The organism is Ilyomonas limi, assembly GCF_005233845.1.
Lineage (GTDB): Bacteria > Bacteroidota > Bacteroidia > Chitinophagales > Chitinophagaceae > Ilyomonas > Ilyomonas limi.
This window is the reverse complement of sequence record NZ_SZQL01000033.1, coordinates 1-24,727: the sequence shown is the minus strand read 5'-3', so window position 1 is coordinate 24,727 and position 24,727 is coordinate 1. Positions and strand designations below refer to the sequence as shown.

The window sequence follows — 24,727 nt, the reverse complement described above, 5'->3', positions numbered from 1 at the left end:
GTTCTCAATACCATTGGAAAACAATCATCTCTCAACTTTAAAAAATAATAAAGTAATATCTGATTTTTGACGGATTATTTAGTTTGAAATAACTAGCCATGACTGTTGTTTAAATTTCCTGGATAATTTTTCACATAATGATATTCATTAATTCAATTTCTAAACCGCTTTCAGGAATTTAAAAATTACTTTAAACGCTGTTCATATTCCTTAAATGTATAAAAAGCTGCTGCTATTATTTTTTCTCTTTTTAAGTATCTATAAGCTTAACGCACAAAATATCATCCTTGCCTCGGGAGAGGGTTTGCTTTACAGTTTAAATATTAGCTCGGGAAATTGTTCCGTGAAGCCGCTTAAGTTTCCCTGTAATACAACACCTTTTTCAATTGCTTTATATAAAGACACTGTTTATGGCAATGCCTATGATCCGGAAACTTCACAGGAGGTGATATTTAAAAGCGTATTAGGCAATAACGCTTATTGCGAAAAAATAAACATACCTGTTGATGCCAATAATCTCACCGTTGACAGTGCGGGTGTTCTTTATTGGGTAGGTACTTACAATAATTTATACAGCTACAACCCGCATTCAGCCGTATTAAACAATCATGGCTATATTCCATTTAATTCGGCAGGTGATTTAATGTTTTATAAAGGCCAATTGTATCTGGCAGCAGATTATGGCGCCTTGGTAGCAGTGGATATTCCACATCCCGGAAATAGTGAAGTATATATGAACACCGGACATGCATTTTACGGGTTAGTTAATATTCCTGTTGGCTGCAATCAAAATGGGGTATTTGGAATTGATGACAATAGTCTCGTTGAAATTGATATGGAGCATAAAACTGTTGGAGAAGTATATTGTTCCGTTCCATTTACTGTATATGATGCGGCCAGCATTACAGAAACAGGTATTGTAGAAGGAGTATCGGTTTCATCTATTGCTGTTCACCCGGATTGTGATATAAACGGAAATAGCGGAAAAATAACCATTAATGCCCTAAGTGCATCTCCGGGAACTATTGATATTTTTATGAATGGAAAACCTACTGACAATACCGGTATTTTCAAAAACCTGGCAGCAGGTTCTTATAACTTTCATCTTGTTTCGCGGGAAGGCTGCACAATAGATACTCTGGTTAAACTTCAAAAGAGCACCCCCATCAACCTCCTGATAAAAACATTGCCTGATACCTGCAGTGCAGCCATAGGTTCAATAGCCATTAATCCTGCAGCTGATTATGGAACATTGATTTATTATTTAAACGATATTGCTAAAACAAGTAACTTTTATGATAGTTTGAAAGGAGGTATTTATAAAGTAAGTGTTGAAGATTCAAACAATTGCAGGATTGATTCCAACATTGCCATTAAAAATGTGGTGTCGCCTTCGCCTATAACTTCCATTGAAATTACAACAGCTACCTGCAAAAAAGGAAGTGGCGAAATAAACGTTCACGCGAATGATGCTTCCCTGCTGCAGTATTCGCTCAATAATGCTGCCATGCAATCGTCGGGGTTATTTAGCGGATTAGATACAGGCGTATATTACCTGCAGGTTGCTACAGCTCATTGCGTTTTTGACTCGATGGTAACAGTATCACAGCAGCAACTGGTTAAACCCGGTATTACATTTAGTGCCGCTCCGCCGGTTTGCGTTGATAAAAATGGTTCGTTGCAAGTTGATATTGCCGGGGGGCTGCCGCCTTTTTCTATTAATTTGGATAATACAAGTTATTCATCAAACAATATCTTTCCGAACATTAGCGCCGGCTCACATGCCATTAAAATTATAGATTCAAATGCATGTTTATGGGATACGGCTGCAATAGTTCAGGCGTACACCTTGTTAAAACCAGATGTGCATTATGCTGTTAAGAATCCTGAATGCTTTTCTTCTTTACCGGGAACTGCGATGGTGCTGATAAATGGTGCAGAAAGTCCGTATTGTTTTTCTTTAAATCAGCGTTTGTACAATTCAGGCGCAAGTGTAAACAATCTTTTACCAGGCAGTTATTCCATAAAGATTTTTAACAAGGCACAGTGTGCCGTTGATTCTTTAATGGTTTCACTTATTGCACAAAATAATGGCGTCAATTGCGATACATTATTTGTTCCCGGTGCATTTACACCAAACAACGATGGACTGAACGATATATTAAAACCAATCATATCCAACTTTCCAACCAATATTTTATTTAAAGTATTTAACAGGTTTGGAGAAAACATTTTCAGTACAACAAAAATGGGTGAAGGCTGGAACGGCATGTATAAAAATATACCTCAAGCTGCCGATAGCTATATTTGGATCTGCAGTTATGTTACCACTTCAGGTATCAAAAAGTTTGCAAAGGGTGTATCTGTTTTAATAAGATGATTGTTTGCAGTTTGTTGCACTCTTTCTCAGCAATGTCTCCATCCAAAGCAATTGTGCGTAAGCCATACAATGCGGGGAAGAAAGTGCGCTGCCATATATAACCGATCATATTCGTTCTTTGAGGTGTTAACGCAGCGCACCTCGAAGTATAGGATAAAAGCAGTTCACCCGAACTGCTTTTTGTTTACGGCTATGTTTATTTTCACCATGGCTTACACCTACAGCATACCCGACCAAGGCGCCGCTCACTTTCTCACCTGTACTGTAGTCAATTGGATAGATGTATTTACCAGGAAAGATTACTCAGACATAGTAGAAAACAGCCTCAACTTTTGCATTTACAACAAAGGATTAATAGTATATGGATATATGATTATCAGCAACCACATTCATTTGCTCGTTCAGACTAAAAACAATAACCTGTCTGATGTATTAAGAGATTTCAAAAAGTTCACTTCTCAACGCATCATTGATGCTATTGCAAACAATGCAAGTGAAAGTCGAAAAAGGAGGATGCTTTAGCTGTTTAAACAAGGTGAGAACAAAGAAACAAACAAAACGGCTTATCAGTTCTGGCAATCAGATAACTACACTGAACTATGCTTTAGCTTACCGTTTGCATTGCAAAAGCTTACTTACATTCACAACAATCCGGTTAGAGCAGGTATTGTAAATGAGGCAGAAGAATACATCAAAAGCAGTGCAGTAGACTATTACTTTAGCAAACAAGGAGGAAAAGGGTATAATACTCAGAAATGGTTGGTAGAATCATTTAAGAGTCAATACGGGTAAAGGTTTGAAGGAAGTTTACTGAAAGTGGTTTCAGTAAACTTTTTTTTGTTTCATGAACAGTAGTAAAAAAAGCGTTGCTGGGCTTGCGGTTCTTTGGCAGTAATCAGGTGGGGTAAGCGCGGAGGCAAGCAAAGATTCAAATGCAATAACTGTGGGATGTTGTTTACCAGGAGTGCTCCTGAGCAGCGCCTTCAGAATCGGTTTATCTGGTTTGAAAAGTGGATTTTGGAAAGGCAAACCTATGCGACATTGAGCCGTGACAGCTCTTTGTCAAGAGCCACTCTACAGCGGTTATTTTACACTTTTTTAGATCAGTCTCCACAGGTAAAAATTATCAGGCGCAACAGTGTTCATCTCAGAATGGATGCAACCTATTTTAAGCAGTTTTGTGTAGTGTGCTATCAGGATGACGAGGATGGTTATACACAACTGATCCGCATTACAGATGGAGAACATTTTAGCGAGATAAAAGAAGACCTGGATAACCTCATCAAACTGGGGGTGCAAATAGAAAGCATTACCACGGATAGTCACAAAAGTGCGCTTAAAGCTATTAAAAAGTCACTTCCCAACGTTACTGTTCAAAGGTGTCTGGTACACATCCAGAGAATGTGTCTGCTTTGGCTTACAAGGTTTCCAAAGCATCCGGCGGGGGTGGAACTGAGGGCTTTGGTGCTGATGCTTCTTAAAATCCAATCTGCTAATGACCGCCTGTATTGGACGGGCGAACTGACCCTTTGGTACAACAGACATAAAGAATATCTGGCTGAAAAAGTGTACAATGAAAATACAGGCAGGTACTGGTACAAACACAAGCCGCTAAGGCGCTCATATTTTACCATCAAAAGAGCTTTACCCAACATGTTTCACTTTCTGAATAATCCTAAAATACCTGCTACTACCAATGGCATTGAAGGATACTTTGGGCATCTCAAAAACCACCTTGACCTGCATCGGGGATTAAGCATCAAACACCGGATTAACTTCATCAAGTGGTACATCTTTCTGTCAAACACCAAATGAGTTTTTCTGAGCCATGCCGCTTACTGGTAATATAAAAGGCAGCCCTCTGTTTGACTGCCCTTTACTTTACCATCTAAGCAGCAATCCTATTGCTCAGCCAGGTTGCTCTCCGGCAGCGCCCGCTTCCTCTTCAGATTGACAACGCCATATTAATACTAATAAATGAATATGCCACCAACCACTTTTGAGTACATTACCAGGAAAAGTAAAGATTACGTTTTTAGATGCAATGATTAAAACAGTGCAATAGATGAGCTCAAATCATCCTTATCTTTTACTCCTGCGCTATCGCATAATCTCGAAGAACGTAAGGCTCTCAAACCTTAAAGTCACTGCGTTCGTTACCTGATTAATGTCACTTGTCCATAATAGGTTTGCTTGGTATTCGTTTCATCTACCACCTCGATGCTCCAGATATAGGTTCCTGTATCTGCGTCTCTCCCGGCTACAGTGCCATCCCAGCCTTTGGCAGTATTTGTTGACTCAAAAATTTTTAGCCCCCAACGGTTATAAATGACCATCCTGTAATGCTTCACCGGTTGCGGATATTTCAACCGGAAAACATCATTTAATCCATCATGATTGGGCGTGAAAGCAGAAGGAATAAGCAGCACAAATTTTTGAATCACTTTGATATGCACATCTGCAAAGTCGCTCCTGCAAACGGGTGTTTTTACAAGCACATAAACCGTAGTGTCGTGGATCAGGTGTTTGATACTAAAAACGCCGGTGCTGTTGCTTTCAAATGGCAATAATGTGTTTTTATCGGAATACAATTCATAGGTTCCGGTTTTAGCACCAGTTGTACCTATGGTTGCATCCTCACCTTTCAATACTTCAAGGGGATTATAACGTGGAGCCGGAAGCTGCACCAACGTATCCTTGATAGTATAAGTAAGACTGGTGCTAATACAGTTTTTTGCATCCTTCACCACCAGGTAATAATCGCCAGCGCTTACCTGCACAAGGCTTTGCGTGCTGCCGATATAAGTGCCCTCTTTGGCGTACCAGGTATATTGCAACGGAGCACTGCCGGTGATGCCCGGTATGGTGATGCTTCCATCTTTCTGACCACAGGTTGCTGGCGCTATGTGGGCATTTGCCGGGATCGTTGGCTCGGGGTCACTGTCCACGCCAATAGTTGTTGCGCGTTGTTTACAATGGTTACTATCGGTTGCATAGAGGGTGTAATAGCCTGCTTTTAAATGATCCAACTGCAGTACATTGCCGGCTACCACGTTGCCTGATTCATTTGTCCATTCGTAGGTATAATCCTGTGAAGAAGGATAGATGCTGTCAACGCGTATTTCACCATCGGTTCTTGCGCAGGTTTCTGACGTTGATGTTGCCGCAACTACACTGATTGGATTGGCAGTTGCCTGCGCAATGGAAAACGTTGCCGTACTGTCGGTACAGCCTTCTTTGCTGCTTGCAAAGAGTTTATAGAAGCCTGTCGGTACATTCAGCAGGTCTTTAGTAGCCGCCAGTTTTGTTCGGCTCAAGGTATCAATCCAGTACAGGCTGGCAGCATTGTCCGCAACAATATTGGTAATTGCACCGTTGGCTGCACTGCAATCACTTATTTTTACAACAGCGCCTGCGGTTTGCAACTTTACGGCACCCGAGTCTGCGATGGTAAAAAACGGGCTAACAATCGCCTCGCAGCTACTCTCATCTTTAAATTGCAGCCGGTATTTTCCCGCGGGCACGTTCACTAAATCGGGCGAACTACCCACCAGGTTACCAGTTGAGTCTAACCACTGGTAAGTGGCAGTTCCGGTGATGTTGGTTGCTTTAATATGGGTAATGCTGCCGCTGTTGCTGTAGCATAAGGCGCTGGTGACAACTGCTTTATCCATCAGCAATGATGGTCCCGACTGGTTTTGAAGTGTAAAAGGTCCGTAGGTTTTAAGACAACTCTTATCTTTAGACGGGTACATGTCAAGCATGTAAGTGCCCGGGTACAAGTTGTAAATGGAAGAACCTGTTCCGATAGAATCACCACGGCTATTGCGCCAGGTCATAGTTAAGCCTTCTGTCCTGCTGCCGGTGGTAATGCTTCCCGTATTCAGGCCGCAGGAAGGCTGTTCAATATTCTGGTAATCCAGCTTATCGGGCGGGCTTATGTCATGGATATCGTAAGCACCCTCCACCACTTTGCAGCCGTGTTTGCCAATACTGGCATAGATAGCATATTCGCCGGGCGCCAGGTTAGCAATATTGGTGTCTTTACTATTGTAATACTCGTGATAGTTTGACCACCAGTGTTCTGTGCATTCCGACAATTTCACGCCCAGTATAGCGCCGTTATTTTTACCACAGGTCGCCTGTATGGTTATTTCACTATCGCTGTTGATTTTCGGTGCTGTAAACTCCGATGTTAAACTGTCGGGCGATGTTGCCGTTGCAATCATAGCCGGCGTTTGCGGCCCGTTGTAAGACCATTTGCCGGCTGCATCGGCATATACCGTAGTCACATAGGTCTGGTTTTTACAGGTATTCGGGTCTGAGCAATCGTCGTTGCGGTACATCTCTATGCGCGAAAAAGGTAATGCAGTGCCGGCAATCACGGCATCGGTATAAGTGGAAATGATGCAGAATGGCAGGAAGGCATCGTATTGTGTCAACGTACGTTGAATATAGATAGGGTTTTGCCCACACAAATACTTGTTTTTGGTGATAAGCACTTTGGTGCCATCTGCAAAATATTGCACCGAACCGCTTCCAAAGTAATTGATGTCTTCTGCCTTATCGCTACCTATCCATACTTTGAAACAATTGTACACCATTACCATTGCTCCATTTCGTGCAATAGAACTGCTGCCGGTAATATCTGTTCCTATTTTATTACCCATTATCTTCACCACGTGTTTAATATGTTGCAGCAAGATAGTACCGCTCACCACGTTGTTCAGGATTTCTGTTTTTGCAGCCAGCGTGTCATTGCTACTTATACTGTTGCCTACCAGCCAGATGGCAGAGGAAAAGTAGCTTGGATCTAACTCGTTTTTGCCGGCAGCATCGGTCTGGAATTTATTGTTTTGTATGCGGGCAAAAAAAGTACCGATGGTGTTTAGTTCATTATACGAAAGGTAAACATGCGTGCCAAGTGCTCCTGTATAGCCAATGGCTAATAGATTACCATCCCCGCTTGCAGGACCTCCAATGGTTACATTATAGGCATTAGGCAGGTTGATACAATACACATTGCCTTCTACCAGGTTTTCAGTTTCCGAATAACCGATGATATTCCCTTGTATCGTAATATCGTGCACAGTATTATGGTAATAAGCAGCATAGTTGTTGGTGATGCATGCCCAACAGCCATTTATCAGGTTGCCTTTTCCTTTCTTTCCAATGGTAATATGGTGGGATGAAATAAAGACAATACCATACATACTACGATTTATATTTCCTGGAGTGATATACAACCCGTATAGCTCCACATGATCGGCATTTTGCATAAACAAAACAACGTGTTGGTCTGTTTTATCTGGTGCAAAATGAATCTTCACTTTTGCATCGCTTATGCCAAACGTAGCTCCTGGTTGTGTAGTGCCGTCAATTACGACGTTTGAACTTATTGCAGGCAGCGCCGTCTGCAACACAATGGTTCGGCCATTCACAGTCAGGTCGGGCAGGTTGAAAGCAATAATATCCTGCACACTTGTTCCATTGGCTGCGGCTGTTGCAAGGGCATCCCGCAATGTACCGGCGCCGGCATCGGCACTCGATGTTACGACAATGGTATTGGCAGTAGCAGAAACAGTAAGAAATAGAATTGAAAAAATAAGTAGTAGTGCGCGCGAAAGCATTAATTACGGAAAGTTGACTTGATAAATTGGATTATTATATCAACAAAAATAAACATTTTGTGCTTACAAATATATTCCCATTTTGGCAATGGCTCTCTGCTCTTGTTCGTGTTTGTCCGCCTGGCGCAGGCTCCCAGCCATGCCAGGCAAAGTTTATTACAGCAGACTCCATTAAATCTCCACTTCATTCCCAAGCAATATATCATCCGATGCTGCCCCGCCATGCCTTGCTGACGGGAGTAGAAACCATTGTTTCTATAGCATTAAATTTCCCCAATCTTCTATAGTTTTCCCCAAAACGATTTTTCAGGAGCATGGCGAACAAGCTTATCCGTATTCTTTCGTTCTAAAGATGTACCAACTAAAGTGCACCACACCATGTTAAAAACCATTTTTGCTTTGCTATTGTTACCTGTTTCCGTCCCGCTTTTTTCGCAGAAATATACTACGGCAGCCGGTGTACGGCTCGGTGGTGGCATTGGCATTACGGTACAACAGGCATTATGGAGTCATTACACGGTGGAAGTGCAATGGCAAAAAGGGTTCACTAATAGCCGCACTACTATTACTGCCTTGTTCGAGCAACACCACGGTATTTTATCTAAAGGAACGAACTTTTATCTCGGCATCGGTCCGCACGTGGGCAGTTACAGCACTGTTGGTAAAGTAAATGGAACAGCTTCTGTGTTTGGTATATCCGGTATCGGCGGAATGGAGTTCAAATTCGGAAGAACCATTCTGTCGGCCGATATTAAACCTGCTCTCAATCTCTCAGGTGGCAACAGTGTATTAGAAACACAAACAGGCATTTCGTTGCGGTATGTATTTATAAAAGCACCCAAGAAAGAGCACAAATGGATGTTCTGGAAAAGAAAAAAGAACAACAAGAGGGATAAGGAGGATTAAATAGAATAGGTAAAACCATAATCAATTTACTTTAAGTTATTCTGTTTTCAAATGCCGTACAAAGATTTGGCAGGAGTGATTTATAATGAGTATAGCCGGGGACAATTCATGAAATGATGCATTGTCTTACTTGTTATTTTTATGGGAATCAGATAATTATATGAATTATCATATATTTATAGCGAAATCACCAACTCCTTATGAATATCACTTACCAGGAATTTAAACCCACTCCTGTTCTTCAGCCATATGTAGATACCTATTGGCTCCTATCGTTTGAAGGTGCCTATAATGAGTACTCGCCCGGTCAGTATTGCCTCCCTAATGGCATGGTTGAAATTGTGATAACTATAAGCGAAGGAAATTATCATATTGGTGCCAATGGCGATTGGTTTCCGATGCCGGATATGATGATGTGTGGTGTGTATCATAAAAATGTGATCATGCGGGCTACCGGCACCACGCGCAAGTTTGGCATACGGGTGAAGCCTGAGATGTTGCACATACTGTTTACAGTACCGTCTTCGGTACTGTACGAAGATTATACAAACCTTGAAAACATTGTTGGCAACGACGCAAAACTGTTTGTAGAGCAGTTAGCTGAAGCACATGATACTACGAAGATTGTTTCCCGCACCGATGCTTTTTTGCTGGCGCAACTAAACAAACATAAACAGGAGCACAGCTACCTCATAAAAGCCGTAAATCTGATGCGCTCTTCCAAAGGCAGTGTGTCTGTTGACGCAATCAGCAAATCGGTATATAGGAGCCCACGGCAGTTGCAGCGAAGCTTTCAGCATGAAATGGGCTTAAGCCCCAAATCGTACCAGCGACTGATTCGCTTTCGCAATGTGTACCGCAATATGCAAATGCTACAGCAAGCAGGCGGCTGGGCAGGATTATCGTACAAGCTTGGCTATGCCGACCAGGCCCACCTGATACGCGACTTTAAAGAGTTTACCGGGCTTGTACCCACAGATCTGTTGCTAAATAAGTCACACGTTTTCGGACTGGCAGCATCAGCAAAGTTTATAGCAACGGCAGTGATTTCATCTGAAAAGCCGGTTCGTCATTCCCCAAATATTGTCGCGCGTTATTGCCATGCAGAATCAGCCAACCGTCTTTATGAACGGCAAATATGACCAGACACTTAATAAATTAAAAATGTCGCATTTCTTCTATTCCACATATAGGCTTATTTTTACTTTTGCAATGTTTCTGGCTCTTGCATATAAAGCCATGGAAGTATTCCGAAGAAAAAAGAAGAGCACTTGCGTACTATCACCCCCATAGGATAGCGGTATGATTACGATGACAGGGTTATGCAAATGTCATTTTCGTTTGTTGTAAACCAATCTTTATACATCACAAAACAGTTATTGCTTCATCATTAAACCGCATTTCAACAACATTTTTCCGCTTAGTATTTTAAGAACCAAAACGATATATTTTATGAAACACAAAACGATTATTGCCGCCTTACTTGCCACAACTTGCTGTTTGTTTTACAACTGCACTTCATCATCAGGCAGCGAATCTACCGACAGTGATTCAACAAAAGCATCATCCGTAACTGCTCAATATGGCGGGTATGCTAACCAGGTAGCATGGGGGGAACACCTGGTTATTATAGGCGGCTGCAATGATTGCCATACTCCTAAAAAGATGACGGCACAAGGACCGGCAGATGATCCCGATCGCAGGTTGTCGGGTTCTCCTGTACCAGCATTACTACCAGCCGTTACACCTGAACAGGTTGCAAAGGGTATGGCAGCTACGGTTGATGAAACAGCATGGATTGGCCCGTGGGGGAAGTCTTTTGCCGCTAACATTACATCCGATGCTACGGGCATTGGAAGCTGGACCGAAGCACAGTTTATCAACTGCCTTCGCAAGGGTGTTTATCAGGGGCTGGATGGAGCGCGCCCCTTAATGCCACCTATGCCATGGAAGGGGTACAGCCAAATGACAGATAATGAGATTAAAGCCATTTTTGCGTACTTAAAATCAACAACACCTATACACAATGTTGTACCGCAGTACGAGCCACCTGTAACAGCAAGCAAATAGCATAAACAGGTAACCATTGGTAAGTCCAAACCAATCCCGTGTCCCCGAAGCGGTTTGGTACAAGCTAAGTATAAGTACACAAAATACGTCTGCCTGCTTTTAAACATCTTATTGCTATACATTTATTTTATCACCAAATAACCAGTTAATTCATGAAAAATTTACTGTCTCTCAACACAAAATTGTGTTCTTCCTTATCCCTGTTCTTGTTTCTCCTTTTGCTACTCTTTAGTTCGGGCTGTAAAAAAATAATTGAACACCTGCCCGATCCTGCCATAACTACCGTTGCAACAGGTTTGACCAACGTAATTGGCGTTGAGACCGATACAAAGGGCAACGCCTGGGTGGCTTTGTTTGGAACGGGAAATAACGACGGGAAAATTGTAGTGGTGACTCCCGATGGTAATAAGTATGATGCCATTGTCAATCTTTCTTCCATCATCAATCCGGTATCCGGTGAAATAGATGGTACCGCCAATATGCTGATTGACGGGGATACGATGTTTATTACGTCGGCTAAGTTTCTGTACAAGGCTAATATCAGCCAATTTACCCCGGGCGATGCACCCTTAGACGGCGCTTCGATCCCATACGAAGATGTAGGCGCGTTCTCGCTTTCTTATCCTTGGGTAAACAATGCCCACGATTCTCACATCTATGGTATTACCAAAGGTCCTGACGGAGATATATACCTGACTGATGCAGGTGCAAATGCTGTTATACACCGCCTGTCAAGCGGCAGTTATACGGTGCTTGCAGAAGTGCCGGGCTATTCAAACCCAACTCCCGTAGGTCCGCCGCAAGTACAGAGCGTACCCACCAGCATTCTTTATGACGGCAACGATTTCCTGGTGACTACCCTTACCGGATTTCCTTTCCTGCCAGGCTATGCGACTGTATATAAAATTTCGTTATCAGGTGCATTATCTGTGTATCAGGGCGGTTTTACTACCCTTGTGAATATTGCACGGGGTAACCAGTTGGGCCATCTTGTTGTACAATACGGTACTTTTGGTGCTACGGGTTTTGAAAATAACACCGGCGCACTTATATGGGCAAATAGCAGAACCGCTGCGCCACTGATAGAAGGTTTGAATATGCCTGTGGGCATTAAGCAGGTAAGTCCCAATACATGGTATGTAACCACTCAGGGCGATGGCAACTTACTTAAGATAATCTATAAACCATCTTCTCCTCATACTAATGTAAGTTATTAATTATAGACAGCACCGGTTAAGAAACCATGTTAAGTATAACAACCTGGAACGGCTCTTTTTCGCCCTTGCTTGACGTAGTCTCTTGAGGAGATTACGTCAAACGGCGGAGCAAGAGCCGTTCTTATCCCGTTCTTTAAGGTGTTAGCGATAGCGCACCTCGAACAACCTTGGTTACAATCAGATTATGTTTTGGTAACTAACCCCGGCAACGTTTCACAACCACGTTATTCATTAAGTCAATCTCTCCCCTTCTCCCTTAAAAACATCTTCAAATTCTAAAATACGATTTAAAGAAAGTAGCAGTATCATTACACCTTACTTAAGGTTAGCAGTATATTACATTTATAAAAAAGATGTTTACTTTCAGCATCCTGTCAAAACAGGTAGGCAAAAAAGGCAGAGGCGGTTTCCGCATAACGGTGAAGGAAGCTACTACCCTGCTGCCGGTACGACTACTATCTTCCTTTTTCAGTGGGGCTATAATACGGTAGAAGGCTTTAACATGCAGGCAACCACGGGCATAATGCACCGCATAGTAGATACTGGTACAAAAAGCGGTAGCAGTAGCATAGTGCTTCGTTTTGCGCTCCGACAGTATTACTACATACTTCAAAGTATTGGCGTAGCATAAATGTGCACCGTTGTAACTATAGAATGTGATGTATAAAAAGGTAAATAGAACATGAAAGAATTGTTGATTATTGCTACCTGCTGTTTGCCTGTAATAAAAATTTGGCATAAGCGCCGGCGCAGGAGTAAGGGATAAAGGCAGATCCCTCAATCTGCTCTTTTATTTACAAGCTATGCCTATCTTTCCACTGGCTTATACCATACAGCATATGGCCTCTTTCTTACACTCCCCGCAATGGCGCTGATGGTTCACAATGTACAATCCCATAAGTGGCAAGCTTTTACTCCTGCATTGCATGAGCTATATCGATCTTGTTCTTAGATTCTCTAACAAAGAGAATTACAAAAGGAATACAAACCAGGAACATAATGCCAATCCATAAAAACACATCCATATAAGAAAGAATGGTAGCCTGAACATCAACCATCCGGTCCATCAATGCAAGTGCAGACTTTTTTGCGATGTTAGGGGCAATGCCTCTCGACTGAAACCCGGAAGAGAGTTCGTAAACCCTTTGCTGCACATTTGCCGAATTTACAGATAGCTTGCTCACGAGGTCTGCCCGGTGCGCCTGATTATCACGGGTGAGATAAGTGGATATGAGCGCCACTCCAAACGAGCCACCTAATTGTCGCAACATACCCGACAGCGCAGCCCCCTGTCCTATTTCTTTTCCTTTTAAAGTTGAGAGCGACATGGTTGTGATGGGAATAGACAAAAGTCCAAGACCAATGCCACGTATAACCAATATCCAAAAGAAAGCATCACTACCTGTACTGGGTGTAAGAATATGATATGCCATCATACTGTAAACAAAAAATATCCCCATACCCGAAACGATCAGTAAACGGAAAGACACTCCCCGTTCCATCCATTTCCCTACAAAGGGCATCATTATCGCTGTAAAAACAGTACTTGGTATCATAAGCATCCCCGCCTGAAAAGCGGTCCATCCCATAATGGTTTGTGTATAAAGGGGGATAATAAATGTTGAGCCAAATAAACCAAAGCCCAGCACAAAAGAAAGAATGCTGCCGATAGAAAGATTTTTGTTTCGGAGCACTCTTAACTCCACTACCGGGTGTTTATACACAAGCTCTCTCCAGATAAAAAAATAAAAGCCAAAGAAGCAAACAACAGATAAGGTTGTGATTAATGAGCTATTAAACCAGTCATCCTCCTGTCCTTTTTCCAAAATAAACTGCAGTGAACCCACTGCAACTATCAGCAGGAAGATACCCAACCAATCAACGTTTGAAACTGGCACTTTTTCATCATACTTCGGACTTCTTATAAACTGAAGCGTAAGCAGTGCAGCAATAACGCCCACAGGAATGTTTATGTAAAAAATATAAGGCCATGAATAGTTATCGGTAATATAGCCACCCAGCGGCGGACCAAGTGTGGGTCCTACAATAACACCAAGAACGTAGATAGCCTGCGCCATTGCTCTTTTTTCGGGAGGATAACTTTCTGTGATGATGGTTTGTGCAGTAACTAATAAAGCACCACCGCCAATACCTTGTATAAACCTGAAAATGATAAGTTCAGTAATACTGATTGCGTTGCCGCATAGCCATGATGATATGGTGAAAATAATTATAGAAGCTGCAAAATAGTTTCGTCTTCCAAATTGCTGCCCCAGCCAGCTAGTGAGCGGCATTACAATTACGTTGGCAATAGCATAGGCAGTGATAACCCATGTAATCTCTGTAAGTGAAGCGCCGAGGCTGCCCTGCATTGTTGGCAGGGCAATATTTACAATGGTTGTATCTATGATCTGCAAAAGAGCACAAACGACTGCGGTAATTGTAACGATGACTCTTCTTGAACCATATTCAACTAATGAACCCTCTTCCATAATTCTCCTACTTCTGAAGTTTTAGATATTCTTAAACAGCAGTTAGCGTAATACATAAAACAGTATATTATTTAACGATTTACTTAAAAAATTAACTGGACCTTACGTTATCACGCATTTTCTCCACTGCATCTATACAAGTTTTAAGTGTACTGTTTTCAAATCCGCCGGAGGCAACAGCAAATAACTCTCCCAGCCAGGGATCTACCTTGATGCCCAATTGCTTTCCTTTGAAAGTAAGGTAAATGAGTTTGCGTCTCCGGTCTTCCGGATCTTGTGTCCTTTTCACCAATCCGCGCTTTACAAGGTTGTCTATGAGGAAAGTCATGCTGGATTTATCCTTTAATGTTAAATCAGCAAGCTCCTGCTGACTTAGCCCGTCCGTCCTCCATAAGCAAGCCATAATCTGGTGCATCTCATAGGTTAAGTCAATATTATTTTCCCTGAATTTCCTTTGCATGAACCGGCGAAGCTCATCCCGGAATTCCAACATTGAATGAACAAACTGACGGGTAGTTTCCGATTTTTGAACTAGCTTTTTCATAAAACTTGTATTTACAAAGTTAAACAGGAAATAGTTTAATACTAAACCATTATTAGTATCCTTATTAGTCAATTTGTAAGTTAAAATCGCTGCTGTTGATAAAATTAGTACCGGGTCCTGTTTGCTAAATCCGGCTCTGGATTGACAAATATTCAACACAGCGTTACTTTGAAAGGGCAGTAACAATTAAGAGTTTAAGAACATTGAACAGGTCGGGAAATTTCTATATTCTTTGGGGTGTTAGCGCCAGCGCAGGAGTAAAAGATAAAAGAGCAATTCTTACTGACTGTTCTTTATTTACAACTATGCTTATCTTTCCGCTATGACATACACCTACAGCATATCAGCCCAAAGCGTAGTTCATTTTCTTACCTGTATCGTGCTTAGAAAGTTTAACTACAAAATGCATAGCGAACTACATTTACAAAAAGCTAGACATTACACTTATTAATCGAACGCGGTTATATTTAAACTATGAAAACTTTCCTTTTTGTACTCCTATTGTTTTTTTCCCTTAATAGCTATGCACAGTTTCATTATTCAGATTCCATTACAATTGAACAGAATGAAAAATGGTTTGGAGGTGCGGTAAACGAAGGTTGGGCCATGCCTTTCACTAATGGTTATCATCTTAACCTGTTTGGTAATATTGCCGGTAACCAGGCAAGTCCGTTTTTAGTATCCACTACAGGGCGTTTTATCTGGAGTGATCAGCCTTTTGCTTTTACCATCAATCAGCACCATTTGTACATACAAAGTATAGATAAGATTGTTGTAGAAAAAAGTGGCAATACCATAGCCACTGCGTATAGGGCAGCAAGTAAAAAATACTTTCCACCTGCGGGTAAAACGCCGGATACACTGTTGTTTACGCGTCCCCAATACAACACATGGATAGAGCTGATTTATAACCAAAACCAGGAAGATATTCTGAAATATGCGCATGCCATTATCGATAACGGCTTTCCTCCCGGTGTACTAATGATAGATGATAACTGGGCACCATATTACGGCCGTTTTGAGTTTCGAAAGGACCGTTTTCCCGATGCAAAGGGCATGATAAATGAATTACATACTTTAGGCTTTAAGGTGATGATTTGGGTTTGCCCTTTTATTCGCCCTGACGGGGAAGAATTCAGGTCTTTGCTACATCAAAGATTACTTCTTTTTGATAATAAAGGTATCGCTACTCTGCCGTGGAGTGAGGCGAAAGAACCTGCCATTATACGATGGTGGAATGGATATAGTGCGGAGATGGATTTTACCAACCCCGAAGCCGTAAATTGGTATAGCTCGCAATTAAAAAAGATGCAGGATGAATATGGTGTAGATGGTTTTAAACTGGATGCCGGTGACCCCGAATATTATCCGGCAACATCTGTTTCATACAAAAAAGCAACACCAAATGAACAATGCGAGGCCTGGGGGCAATTTGGATTAATGTATCCTTTGAATGAGTATCGTGCCATGTGGAAGCGTGGCGGAGCACCTTTGGCAGAACGGCTGCGTGACAAGGGACATACGTGGGAAGACCTGAGAACGCTAATCCCTAACCTGACTACTGCCGGATTATTGGGCTACCAGTTCACCTGCCCTGATATGATTGGTGGTGGCGATTTCGGCTCCTTTATTGGGAGGGATAAATTAGATCAGGATCTGGTTGTTCGTTCCGCTCAATGTTCTGCTTTGATGCCCATGATGCAGTTTTCAGCAGCACCCTGGCGTGTATTGGATCCGGTGCACTTCAATGCGGTGAAAAAGGCAGTTGCATTAAGAATGAAAATAACACCTTATATCATGCAACTGGTAAAAGAAACCGCTATAACAGGCGAACCTATAGCACGCATGATGGAATATGTATTTCCACATGAAGGATTGGATACCTGCAAAGACCAGTTTATGTTAGGTAATAAAATCATGGTGGCACCTATGATGGAAAAAGGGGTACAACGTACCGTGATCTTTCCAAAAGGTACATGGCAGGATGAAAATGGTAAAGTAATTAAGGGGCCGGCAGTCAAACAGTTTCAAACGCCTATTGACCGCCTGCTTTGGTTTGAATACAAGGGCATACAGGACCTTTAATACGCGCAATAATTTTAATTACTATGATGCACCAGCAAGAATATATGTTGTGTACCTCCTTTTCAGGCTTATGTAAACCGGCTATCACCATGTTCTTCAAGATTAAACAATGCCGCAAAGCATATGCCCCGTAGTGAAAGTTAAAGACAGTTCTCCACAACTGCAGTTTATTTACAACAATGCATCCCTTTTCAACATGGCTATCTTTGTAGATACCAAAGAGAAGTAAAACAGATTAACACTTTGGCAAACAAAAGAGAACAGTAAAGCTCCCGTTTCGGATGCAATGAATAAAAACAGCTTGATGATTAAATGAGCCCGAATCATCCTTATCTTCTTTAAGGTACGCTATCGCTAACGCCTTAAAAAACCTTGAAGGGCTACGCTAGTGAATTGAAGAACCTTAATTACAATCGAATTATTTTTAGTAGCTAACACTAACTCCTTCCTTTGATTGTTGTCAGGTATTGAATGATTACCAGAGCAGCAGAATCACTTACGGGTGCCCCATAGGTTTTCTGCATTTTGGTTACAATAGCTGCCCATGTTTTCTCCGGTAGTTCTGGCTGGTTCTGCACATAACTTGCCGAGTGGCAAATGATGCAATTATTAATATAGGTTTGATAACCTGCCGCCTCTGGTAATTTTGTGCTGACCTCTTTAAGATTGGGTGCTGTTGCTGCACCAGGATGCGCTGAATTTGTATTGGCTTCGCCACAGGAAATTGCCAGGAAAGCAAAAAGAAAGAATAAAAAGCTATATCTTATGTTGGTATGCTGCATATTATTCCGCTTTAAAGGGTAATGTTTCCACTTCGTTGTGCATATATCCGCTACGATTCCACTGGTGCGCCGGCTGTGTTTGTCCTTTTGCATTGGTGGCTTTTACAAGCAGTACATAAGCCCCCTTTTCCGGAGGTGTAAAGGTGTAGTGCCAGCGGCGCCAGGAATATTTACCAAGCTCAGGGTCCAGCTTGGCTGGCTGCCAGGTTTTTCCACTGTCTGCCGACAACTCTACTTTGGTTATACCAAAACCGCCATCGAGTGCTAACCCCTGTACATCTGTAGGTACACCCGCTTTAACTACCTCATTAGGTTCAGGAGCAACAAACAAGGAACGCACATTCATAACACTGATCGGTACTAAATCTTTGGCAAGCGAATCAGGATGTTCAGCCCCATTCGGTTCACCTTTGGGAACGAGGTATGCTTTCTTCATCCAAAATCCTTCAAAGGGCTTCGTATGTACTTCTATATCACTCAACATACCTACCCAGTAGGTAGCAAACCATCCGGGAACCACCAATTTAAGCGGATAACCATTTAACAGCGGTAATGGTTCACCATTCATTTCGTATGCCACCATCACCTCCCCGTCATTGGCATGATCGTATGATAACGATTTTACAAAATCAGGTGTTGTTTGGAGTGGTGGTTTATCCAACCCGTTAAAGCTTACCTCTTTTGAATCTCCTTTTACACCGGCATACGTTAATATATCTTTCAATTTCACGCCGGTCCATTTTGCATTGCCTAAAGCACCATTCTTCCATTGTCCGCCTGGTACGCGCGGATCGAAAAAACTTCGGGAGTTGCCGGAGCACTGGCAAACTGCGGTAATGGTAACAGGCTCGAACTTCGTTTTAAGATCATTTACCGAAAGCGCCAGTTCCTTATTTACATTTCCCTTTATCCGTAAACGAAAAGTATCGAGGCTTACCGAATCGGGCAGGCCGGCGAGATGCCAGCGCACAAAAAATACGTTGTTGGGTGTATAATCAAGCCGGAAATATTTCAAAGGTGTTTCCAGATTAGGGGGTCTGTCGGTCAATAACAACAGGCTATCTTTTCCGGTTGGTTTTACCCACCTGTTTGCTGAAGTATCTTCGGTATTAACATCCGGGGATGTTGATGGGGTATTACAAGAAAGAAATACCGCAAAAATTAAAACAAAGATTAAAATACATTTCATTTCGATATAATTCCGCTCTTTAGTTAGGTAAATAACAAATCGTAAAGATATAGTTTTTCCTCCTTGCGGTGTCCATAGTTCACCTCTGCTTTTCCTTTTGAAAATCTACACCTCTTTTCTGTAAAATCAAAGTAAAGGCAATGTCTCCATCTGTAGCTTAATGTGCGTCAGGCATGGGACATTGCGGCGAAGTGAAAGCCATAGGCTTTAAACTAAGTGTATATGGTGCTACTTAATTGAAATTGCTATTACTTATTTGCTTGTAAAGAATACCCAAAGCCTCACGGCTTATTATGTTTGTACAACCATCCACAAACAGCTTTGCTTTCCCCCGCCCAGTGTAGTCTCCCAATACGCCAAACCAGCCGGTAATTGCCCAACTTTCAACATTGCTCAGCTTTATCGTCTGATCCCAAAGAACGTGGTGAGATTGGATTATATTTGAAAATCAATTTTAGAAAATGATACAGCCCGGATGCTACCGTACAAATCATTAATTCAGACTGATCGTAATTCATCTGTTTCACTATACATTCAGGTATGTAATAGCTTTATATCGTTAATAACCAACGGTACACTACAGCCATCCGATATATTGCCAGGTTCACGTGTACTTGCAGAATTAATTGGTATCAACAGAAACACTGTAAAGTTGGCGTATGAAGAATTGGTTAATCAGGGTTGGGCTGAATCCATTGAGCGTAAGGGCGTGTTTGTACTGTCCAAACTGCCGATACGTGCTAAAACTGTACTGCCTCAAGCCAACAAAAACAATAGCATCCAGGAGCCTTTTATATGGACTAATAACTTTAAGAATGCGATACCCAGCAAGAATCTCCAAAAAAATATTCTCACTATTGACGATGGCTTTCCGGATGTGCGCCTGGCGCCGGTAGATCTGCTAATGCGTGAATATAGAAGTCTTTCCAGAAGATTTCATGGCAGAAAGTTTCTGCATTATGGTAGTTCTAAGGGGTCAGAACATTTTCGTGTTTCTATTGGCAATTATCTTTCCCATAGCCGCGGACTAACTGTTTCTCCAGAAAACATACTAATTACAAAAGGCAGCCAGATGGGAATCTATTTAGCAACGCAACTGCTTCTCCATCCTTCTGATAATATTGCCGTTGGAATGTCGAACTATCTTTCTGCAGATGATACTTTTAAATATGCCGGTGCCAACCTTTTGCGTATTCCTATTGATGACCATGGAATGGATGTTGATTATCTCGAAGAGATTTTACTGCGCAGTAAAATAAAGGCTGTATATGTAATACCGCATCATCACCTTCCTACCACTGTAACTATGAGTGCAGAGCGGAGGCTAAAGCTATTAAATCTGGCCAAAGAATATCGTTTTGCAATTATCGAAGACGATTTTGATTTTGATTTTCATTATGACAATAAACCTTACCTGCCATTGGCAAGTATTGACCACAACCAAAATGTAATTTATATTGGTTCGATATCGAAAACCTTTGCTCCGGCCTTGCGAATCGGGTTTATGGTAGGGTCTTCGGCATTTATTGAAGCCGCAGCTTCATTAAGAGAACTGATAGACAGACAAGGAGACACACTGTTGGAAGAGGCATTTGCTGTTTTGTTTGACAATGGGGAGATGGAAAGGCATTTTCGGAAGTCATTAAAAATTTACAAGCAGCGCAGGAACTTTTTTTGTAGTATGCTAACATCCGACTTTAATGACAAGATAGAATTCAGAATGCCTGAAGGCGGACTGGCAGTGTGGTCGAATTTTGATAAAAAGATAGATATAATCAGAATGTCTGATGAGGCGTTAAAAAAAGGACTTTTTATCGACAATGGAAATTTCTATAAGAATGAATCCTTTTTTACCAATGGACTGCGAATGGGCTTTGCTTCGCTTAGAGAAAATGAAATGGTGGAAGCCCTTGGGATTTTAAAAAAGATACTCCATTAGATTCACTGGGCTATCCTTTATCTTGTAAGTGGCATAATTAGCATCAATACCATCGCTCTAATTTTGTTTCAAACAAAAGAGCCATGGACAATACATACAAGGTTAAAATAATCAAAACAGATGTAGAAATTCAACAATGCTGGGAAGTTGTTTCCTTATTAAGGCCACATCTCAACAAAAATAACTGGTCTTCGATGATTTCAGAAATGATGCAACATGAAAAGTACAGCATCGCTGGAATTATGGATAATGAGAAAGTTGTTGCATTTGCCGGGTACCGCAGCATGACCTCGTTGCATAGCGGTAATATAATTTACATTGATGATCTCTGCACGCTCGAATCTTACCGAAACAAGGGTTTCGCTTCTCAGCTATTAAATCATGTTAAAGCTATCGCCTTATCAGCCAATAAGGATGCAGTGGTGCTTGATACAGATTTTCATAATAATACAGCACAAAAGGTATATCTAAAGAACGGATATACACTCACGGCGCTTCATCTCTCATCTGTAATAGTAAAATAATGAGAACTTTAAAAGACAATCACCAGGGCTTTAGTACAATATTGGCCCTGGCACTCATCCCTTTATCCGGATTTGCTACAGATATTTATCTGCCCTCTCTTCCGGCTATGGCAAAAGACCTTCATGTTTCAGCATCCGCCATACAGCTTTCATTGGTGTTATTTATGTTTAGTACGGGTGTTAGCCAGATTTTTATAGGCAGTATATTGGATAGTTTCGGACGGTTTAGAATCAGCATCGCATCACTTGCCTTGTTCTCACTCACCAGTTTTATAATTGCTGTAGTACCTGAAATGTATGTCATTTACCTGATGCGTATTATTCAGGGAATCACAATTGCCTTTATTGTGGTAAGCAAACGCGCTTATTTTGTAGATATTTATTCGGGTAAAAAATTAAAGAGTTACATCAGTTTATTTGCCATCATCTGGGCTTGTGCGCCAATCATGGCTCCATTTTTAGGTGGATACCTGCAAACTATTTTTGGCTGGCGGTCCAACTTTTATTTCCTTGGCATACTATCGCTTCTTTTTTTGATTTTGGAACTTGTTTATAGTGGCGAATCTTTAAAACATTTTCATCCCTTTAAGATGAGGCCTATTGTACGGACGTATAGTGGTATGTTGAGAACCGCTGACTTTACACTGGGCTTAACGATGATTGGTGTTTGTTTTGGTTTGGTGGTTATTTATAGTTTATCAAGTCCCTTTATTATAGAACGTGTGTTTGGCTATTCTGCGGTTACTACCGGTTACAGTTCACTGTTGTCTGGTTTTTCTGTCATGACAGGTGGAATTTTTGCCAAATCGTTCATTAAGCAGCCTTTGAGGGAAAAGGTTTTTACTGCCTTGGTTATACAGATCATTTTGGTGTTGCTGATGATCTTTACAGCCTCCCTTTTCACTAATATTTACACCTTAATAGGCTTCACTATTGGTATTCATATATGCGGCGGTTTTATTTTTAATAATATTTATGGCTATTGCCTAAGTCGTTTTTCAAAGAATGCCGGAGTGGCAAGCGGGCTTACCGGCGGTGCCATGTATATGGTTAGCTCTGTATTCAGCTATGGATTGGCAAGCTTATATGCTGTTAAAAGCCAGATGCTGCTGGGAGTGGCAAATCTCTCTTTAGTCCTGCTGATCGGCATCCTCTTTATTGTTTTTAACCGGTACCGGCAAGTCAGTGCATCCGAAGTAAAAACTGCTGTTGTTGTATCGTAACACAAAAGCAGTTTATTTATCAATCGTAAAAATTTAAGATGATGTCGGGTTCAGTTCAGCTGGTACTAAAGGGTTCGTTAATTACTGCTTCGCAGGAAGAGGGAAGACAACTTGCAGTTGAAATGGCAAGATTAATTATGAAAGCGACACAGCCTAATGCTGCCGTCTGAGAAAAGCTTTGGGCAATATACGCTGAGGATGCAGGAATGCTTGTTGCAATCGGGCAAATCGTAGCTGTGGAATTCACCACCATCGCAGCAGCAGATAATTATTGAAAAAATAGCTCTTGGTTTAAGAGCCTAACACACTGCTACATAGCGTTTTTCCTTTGCCCGATATTCATCAATACTACTGCTAACAGGATAAGAATAACACCCATCCATTGAAACAAGCTTACAGATTCTTTTAACACCAGATGTGCCATTATCACCGCAACCGGTATTTCGATAGATGCAATAATTGCTCCCAGACCTATGCCTGTTAGCGGCATACCTCTTGTAAACAGTAATGGCGGAAGTATTGTTCCAAACAAAGCAATGAGAAGACCCCAGCCCAGAAAAATTTTATATGAAAAGTCCGGACTTAATGATGAATGAAAAATAACCAAAATGATGATCAATCCGCCCAGGATCATATAAAGGCTTCTTTTTAGCGGCGGAAATTGAAGTGCAACATTATTTGATGAATACATGGTTGCCGTGTAGGTAAGAGCGGCCATCATTCCCCATCCAATTCCTGTTTGGTTAATACTAACAGATTGTTTAAGCACATTGGTAGCTAATATTGTCCCTGCCAGAATGATGAAAACGGAGATAATATTAAGTAAACCAGGAGGCTTCTTATGCAATACCATCTCCACGATAACGCCCATCCAAACAGTTTGCATTAACAACACAATTCCAACGCTGACCGGGATGTATTGAACCGCCTGATAGTAGAAGATGCTGGTGAGCCCCAAAGATGTTCCTGCAACTATTAATTTAAATATGCTTTTGATACCTGGTATTCCTGTTTTTGATACCGGTTCCCGCTTACGTAGCAGCGTTAAAATAAAGAGTCCTGCAAATCCAAGACTGAACTGCGAAAGTGTTACGTCCGCTGTGCTAAATCCTTCCCGGTATGCTATTTTTACAAAGGTTGCCAGCATGCCATAGCTCGACGCTCCCACGGCAATAAAAATGCTTCCTTTGAGTACTTTGTTTTTCATTGATATATTTTTCATTACAGCGCATGGGCAGTACTAAAAAAGTATTGCGTGTTAGACCAATTCGGTATCAATCAGCGCTCTTATATTTTGTTGCGCTGTGTCCATGGATATTTTTAAATTCTCTGGGTCCAATGATGTTCCGTTAACGGAGATCACATGGATATTGCTGATACCTATGACGTTAAAGACCATTTTCAAATAGGTGCTTTGAAAGTTTATACGTTCGTTATATTCTCCCTTTTCATACCCCTGCGAGCCTCTTGACAGCAAAAGGAATAATACTTTGTCCTCAAGCAGTCCAACGTACGGATGTTGTATATTAGCTCTGTCAGGTTTAAAGGTTTCATTAACCCTGAGAATCTGGTCTATATAAGCTTTTAGAGTACTGGGAATTGACCAGTTGTACATTGGAGAACTGTATCCACCCCTTATAAACTGGACAAAGTTTGAAAAACAGTTTGACTTTTTTGCTGGTGTTGGTATCCAAAGATAGCCGGCTTTTGGTTATTAAATATTTTATCCACTAAACGGCTCTCTTC

General features: G+C 41.5%; 18 protein-coding genes and 2 pseudogenes. 12 read left to right on the top strand and 8 right to left on the bottom strand.

Features of this window, described 5'->3' with window-relative positions:
- Positions 1 to 343: 343 nt before the first annotated feature.
- The 3 genes and pseudogenes from FC093_RS22495 to FC093_RS22485 all read left to right on the top strand — a co-directional run.
- Positions 344 to 2,380: a T9SS type B sorting domain-containing protein gene (locus tag FC093_RS22495; protein ID WP_170971193.1), complete on the top strand. Its 2,037-nt coding sequence runs from the start codon at positions 344 to 346 to the stop codon at positions 2,378 to 2,380.
- 207 nt (positions 2,381 to 2,587) lie between these two features.
- Positions 2,588 to 2,902: a transposase gene (locus tag FC093_RS24165; RefSeq protein ID WP_206106666.1), complete on the top strand. Its 315-nt coding sequence runs from the start codon at positions 2,588 to 2,590 to the stop codon at positions 2,900 to 2,902.
- A gap of 354 nt (positions 2,903 to 3,256) precedes the next feature.
- Positions 3,257 to 4,195, top strand: a pseudogene (locus tag FC093_RS22485) (IS256 family transposase, variant Zn-binding type); the annotation flags it as partial.
- Positions 4,196 to 4,536: 341 nt separating this feature from the next.
- On the opposite strand, the gene FC093_RS22480 reads toward FC093_RS22485, so the two are convergent.
- Positions 4,537 to 8,010: a gliding motility-associated C-terminal domain-containing protein gene (locus FC093_RS22480; protein ID WP_137264069.1), complete on the bottom strand. Its 3,474-nt coding sequence runs from the start codon at positions 8,008 to 8,010 to the stop codon at positions 4,537 to 4,539.
- 378 nt (positions 8,011 to 8,388) lie between these two features.
- Between FC093_RS22480 and FC093_RS22475 the strand changes: the two genes are divergently transcribed.
- The 4 genes from FC093_RS22475 (at position 8,389) to FC093_RS22460 (ending at position 12,203) form a co-directional block, all read left to right on the top strand.
- A complete protein-coding gene (locus FC093_RS22475; RefSeq protein ID WP_137264068.1) occupies positions 8,389 to 8,916 on the top strand; it encodes a hypothetical protein in 528 nt (175 codons plus the stop codon).
- Positions 8,917 to 9,116: 200 nt separating this feature from the next.
- Positions 9,117 to 10,058 carry a helix-turn-helix domain-containing protein gene (locus FC093_RS22470; protein ID WP_137264067.1) on the top strand — a complete coding sequence of 314 codons (942 nt, stop codon included), beginning with the start codon at positions 9,117 to 9,119 and terminating at the stop codon, positions 10,056 to 10,058.
- A 310-nt stretch (positions 10,059 to 10,368) separates the two neighbouring features.
- Positions 10,369 to 10,986, top strand: coding sequence for a diheme cytochrome c-553 (locus FC093_RS22465; protein ID WP_137264066.1), 618 nt, complete (start codon positions 10,369 to 10,371; stop codon positions 10,984 to 10,986).
- Between the two features lie 152 nt (positions 10,987 to 11,138).
- On the top strand, positions 11,139 to 12,203 hold the full coding sequence (locus FC093_RS22460) for a ScyD/ScyE family protein (RefSeq protein ID WP_137264065.1): 1,065 nt from the start codon (positions 11,139 to 11,141) through the stop codon (positions 12,201 to 12,203).
- 325 nt (positions 12,204 to 12,528) lie between these two features.
- On the opposite strand, the gene FC093_RS22455 is transcribed toward FC093_RS22460, so the two are convergent.
- From FC093_RS22455 to FC093_RS22445, 3 genes are all read right to left on the bottom strand, one after another.
- Positions 12,529 to 12,942: a hypothetical protein gene (locus FC093_RS22455; RefSeq protein ID WP_137264064.1), complete on the bottom strand. Its 414-nt coding sequence runs from the start codon at positions 12,940 to 12,942 to the stop codon at positions 12,529 to 12,531.
- Between the two features lie 172 nt (positions 12,943 to 13,114).
- Positions 13,115 to 14,695, bottom strand: a complete 1,581-nt coding sequence (locus tag FC093_RS22450) for a DHA2 family efflux MFS transporter permease subunit (RefSeq protein WP_137264063.1) — start codon at positions 14,693 to 14,695, stop codon at positions 13,115 to 13,117.
- A 91-nt stretch (positions 14,696 to 14,786) separates the two neighbouring features.
- Positions 14,787 to 15,239, bottom strand: a complete 453-nt coding sequence (locus FC093_RS22445) for a MarR family winged helix-turn-helix transcriptional regulator (RefSeq protein ID WP_137264062.1) — start codon at positions 15,237 to 15,239, stop codon at positions 14,787 to 14,789.
- A gap of 474 nt (positions 15,240 to 15,713) precedes the next feature.
- Here FC093_RS22445 and FC093_RS22440 point away from each other — a divergent pair, with 474 nt between their 5' ends.
- Complete coding sequence (locus FC093_RS22440) at positions 15,714 to 17,324, top strand: glycoside hydrolase family 31 protein (RefSeq protein WP_137264061.1); 1,611 nt, start codon at positions 15,714 to 15,716, stop codon at positions 17,322 to 17,324.
- 437 nt (positions 17,325 to 17,761) lie between these two features.
- Here FC093_RS22440 and FC093_RS22435 read toward each other — a convergent pair whose 3' ends face one another.
- Both FC093_RS22435 and FC093_RS22430 read right to left on the bottom strand, forming a co-directional pair.
- Complete coding sequence (locus FC093_RS22435) at positions 17,762 to 18,106, bottom strand: cytochrome c (RefSeq protein WP_137264060.1); 345 nt, start codon at positions 18,104 to 18,106, stop codon at positions 17,762 to 17,764.
- 1 nt (position 18,107) lies between these two features.
- Positions 18,108 to 19,295 carry a molybdopterin-dependent oxidoreductase gene (locus FC093_RS22430; RefSeq protein ID WP_137264059.1) on the bottom strand — a complete coding sequence of 396 codons (1,188 nt, stop codon included), beginning with the start codon at positions 19,293 to 19,295 and terminating at the stop codon, positions 18,108 to 18,110.
- 475 nt (positions 19,296 to 19,770) lie between these two features.
- On the opposite strand from FC093_RS22430, the gene pdxR reads away from it, so the two are divergent.
- The 4 genes and pseudogenes from pdxR (at position 19,771) to FC093_RS24750 (ending at position 23,256) form a co-directional block, all read left to right on the top strand.
- Positions 19,771 to 21,234, top strand: coding sequence for a MocR-like pyridoxine biosynthesis transcription factor PdxR (gene pdxR / locus FC093_RS22425; protein WP_137264058.1), 1,464 nt, complete (start codon positions 19,771 to 19,773; stop codon positions 21,232 to 21,234).
- Positions 21,235 to 21,317: 83 nt separating this feature from the next.
- Entirely contained in the window at positions 21,318 to 21,758 is a 441-nt protein-coding gene (locus FC093_RS22420) for a GNAT family N-acetyltransferase (RefSeq protein WP_137264057.1), read from the top strand.
- The gene (locus FC093_RS22415) at positions 21,758 to 22,981 is read left to right on the top strand and encodes an MFS transporter (protein WP_137264056.1); all 1,224 of its coding nucleotides are present in this window, start codon (positions 21,758 to 21,760) and stop codon (positions 22,979 to 22,981) included. The genes FC093_RS22420 and FC093_RS22415 overlap by 1 nt, the downstream gene beginning before the upstream one ends.
- 38 nt (positions 22,982 to 23,019) lie before the next feature.
- Positions 23,020 to 23,256, top strand: a pseudogene (locus tag FC093_RS24750) (hexameric tyrosine-coordinated heme protein).
- A gap of 35 nt (positions 23,257 to 23,291) precedes the next feature.
- On the opposite strand, the gene FC093_RS22405 reads toward FC093_RS24750, so the two are convergent.
- Together FC093_RS22405 and FC093_RS24745 are read right to left on the bottom strand one after the other, a co-directional pair.
- Positions 23,292 to 24,188: an EamA family transporter gene (locus FC093_RS22405; protein WP_137264055.1), complete on the bottom strand. Its 897-nt coding sequence runs from the start codon at positions 24,186 to 24,188 to the stop codon at positions 23,292 to 23,294.
- A gap of 51 nt (positions 24,189 to 24,239) precedes the next feature.
- Positions 24,240 to 24,596, bottom strand: a complete 357-nt coding sequence (locus FC093_RS24745) for an NAD(P)H-dependent oxidoreductase (RefSeq protein ID WP_206106663.1) — start codon at positions 24,594 to 24,596, stop codon at positions 24,240 to 24,242.
- Positions 24,597 to 24,727 lie beyond the last annotated feature (131 nt).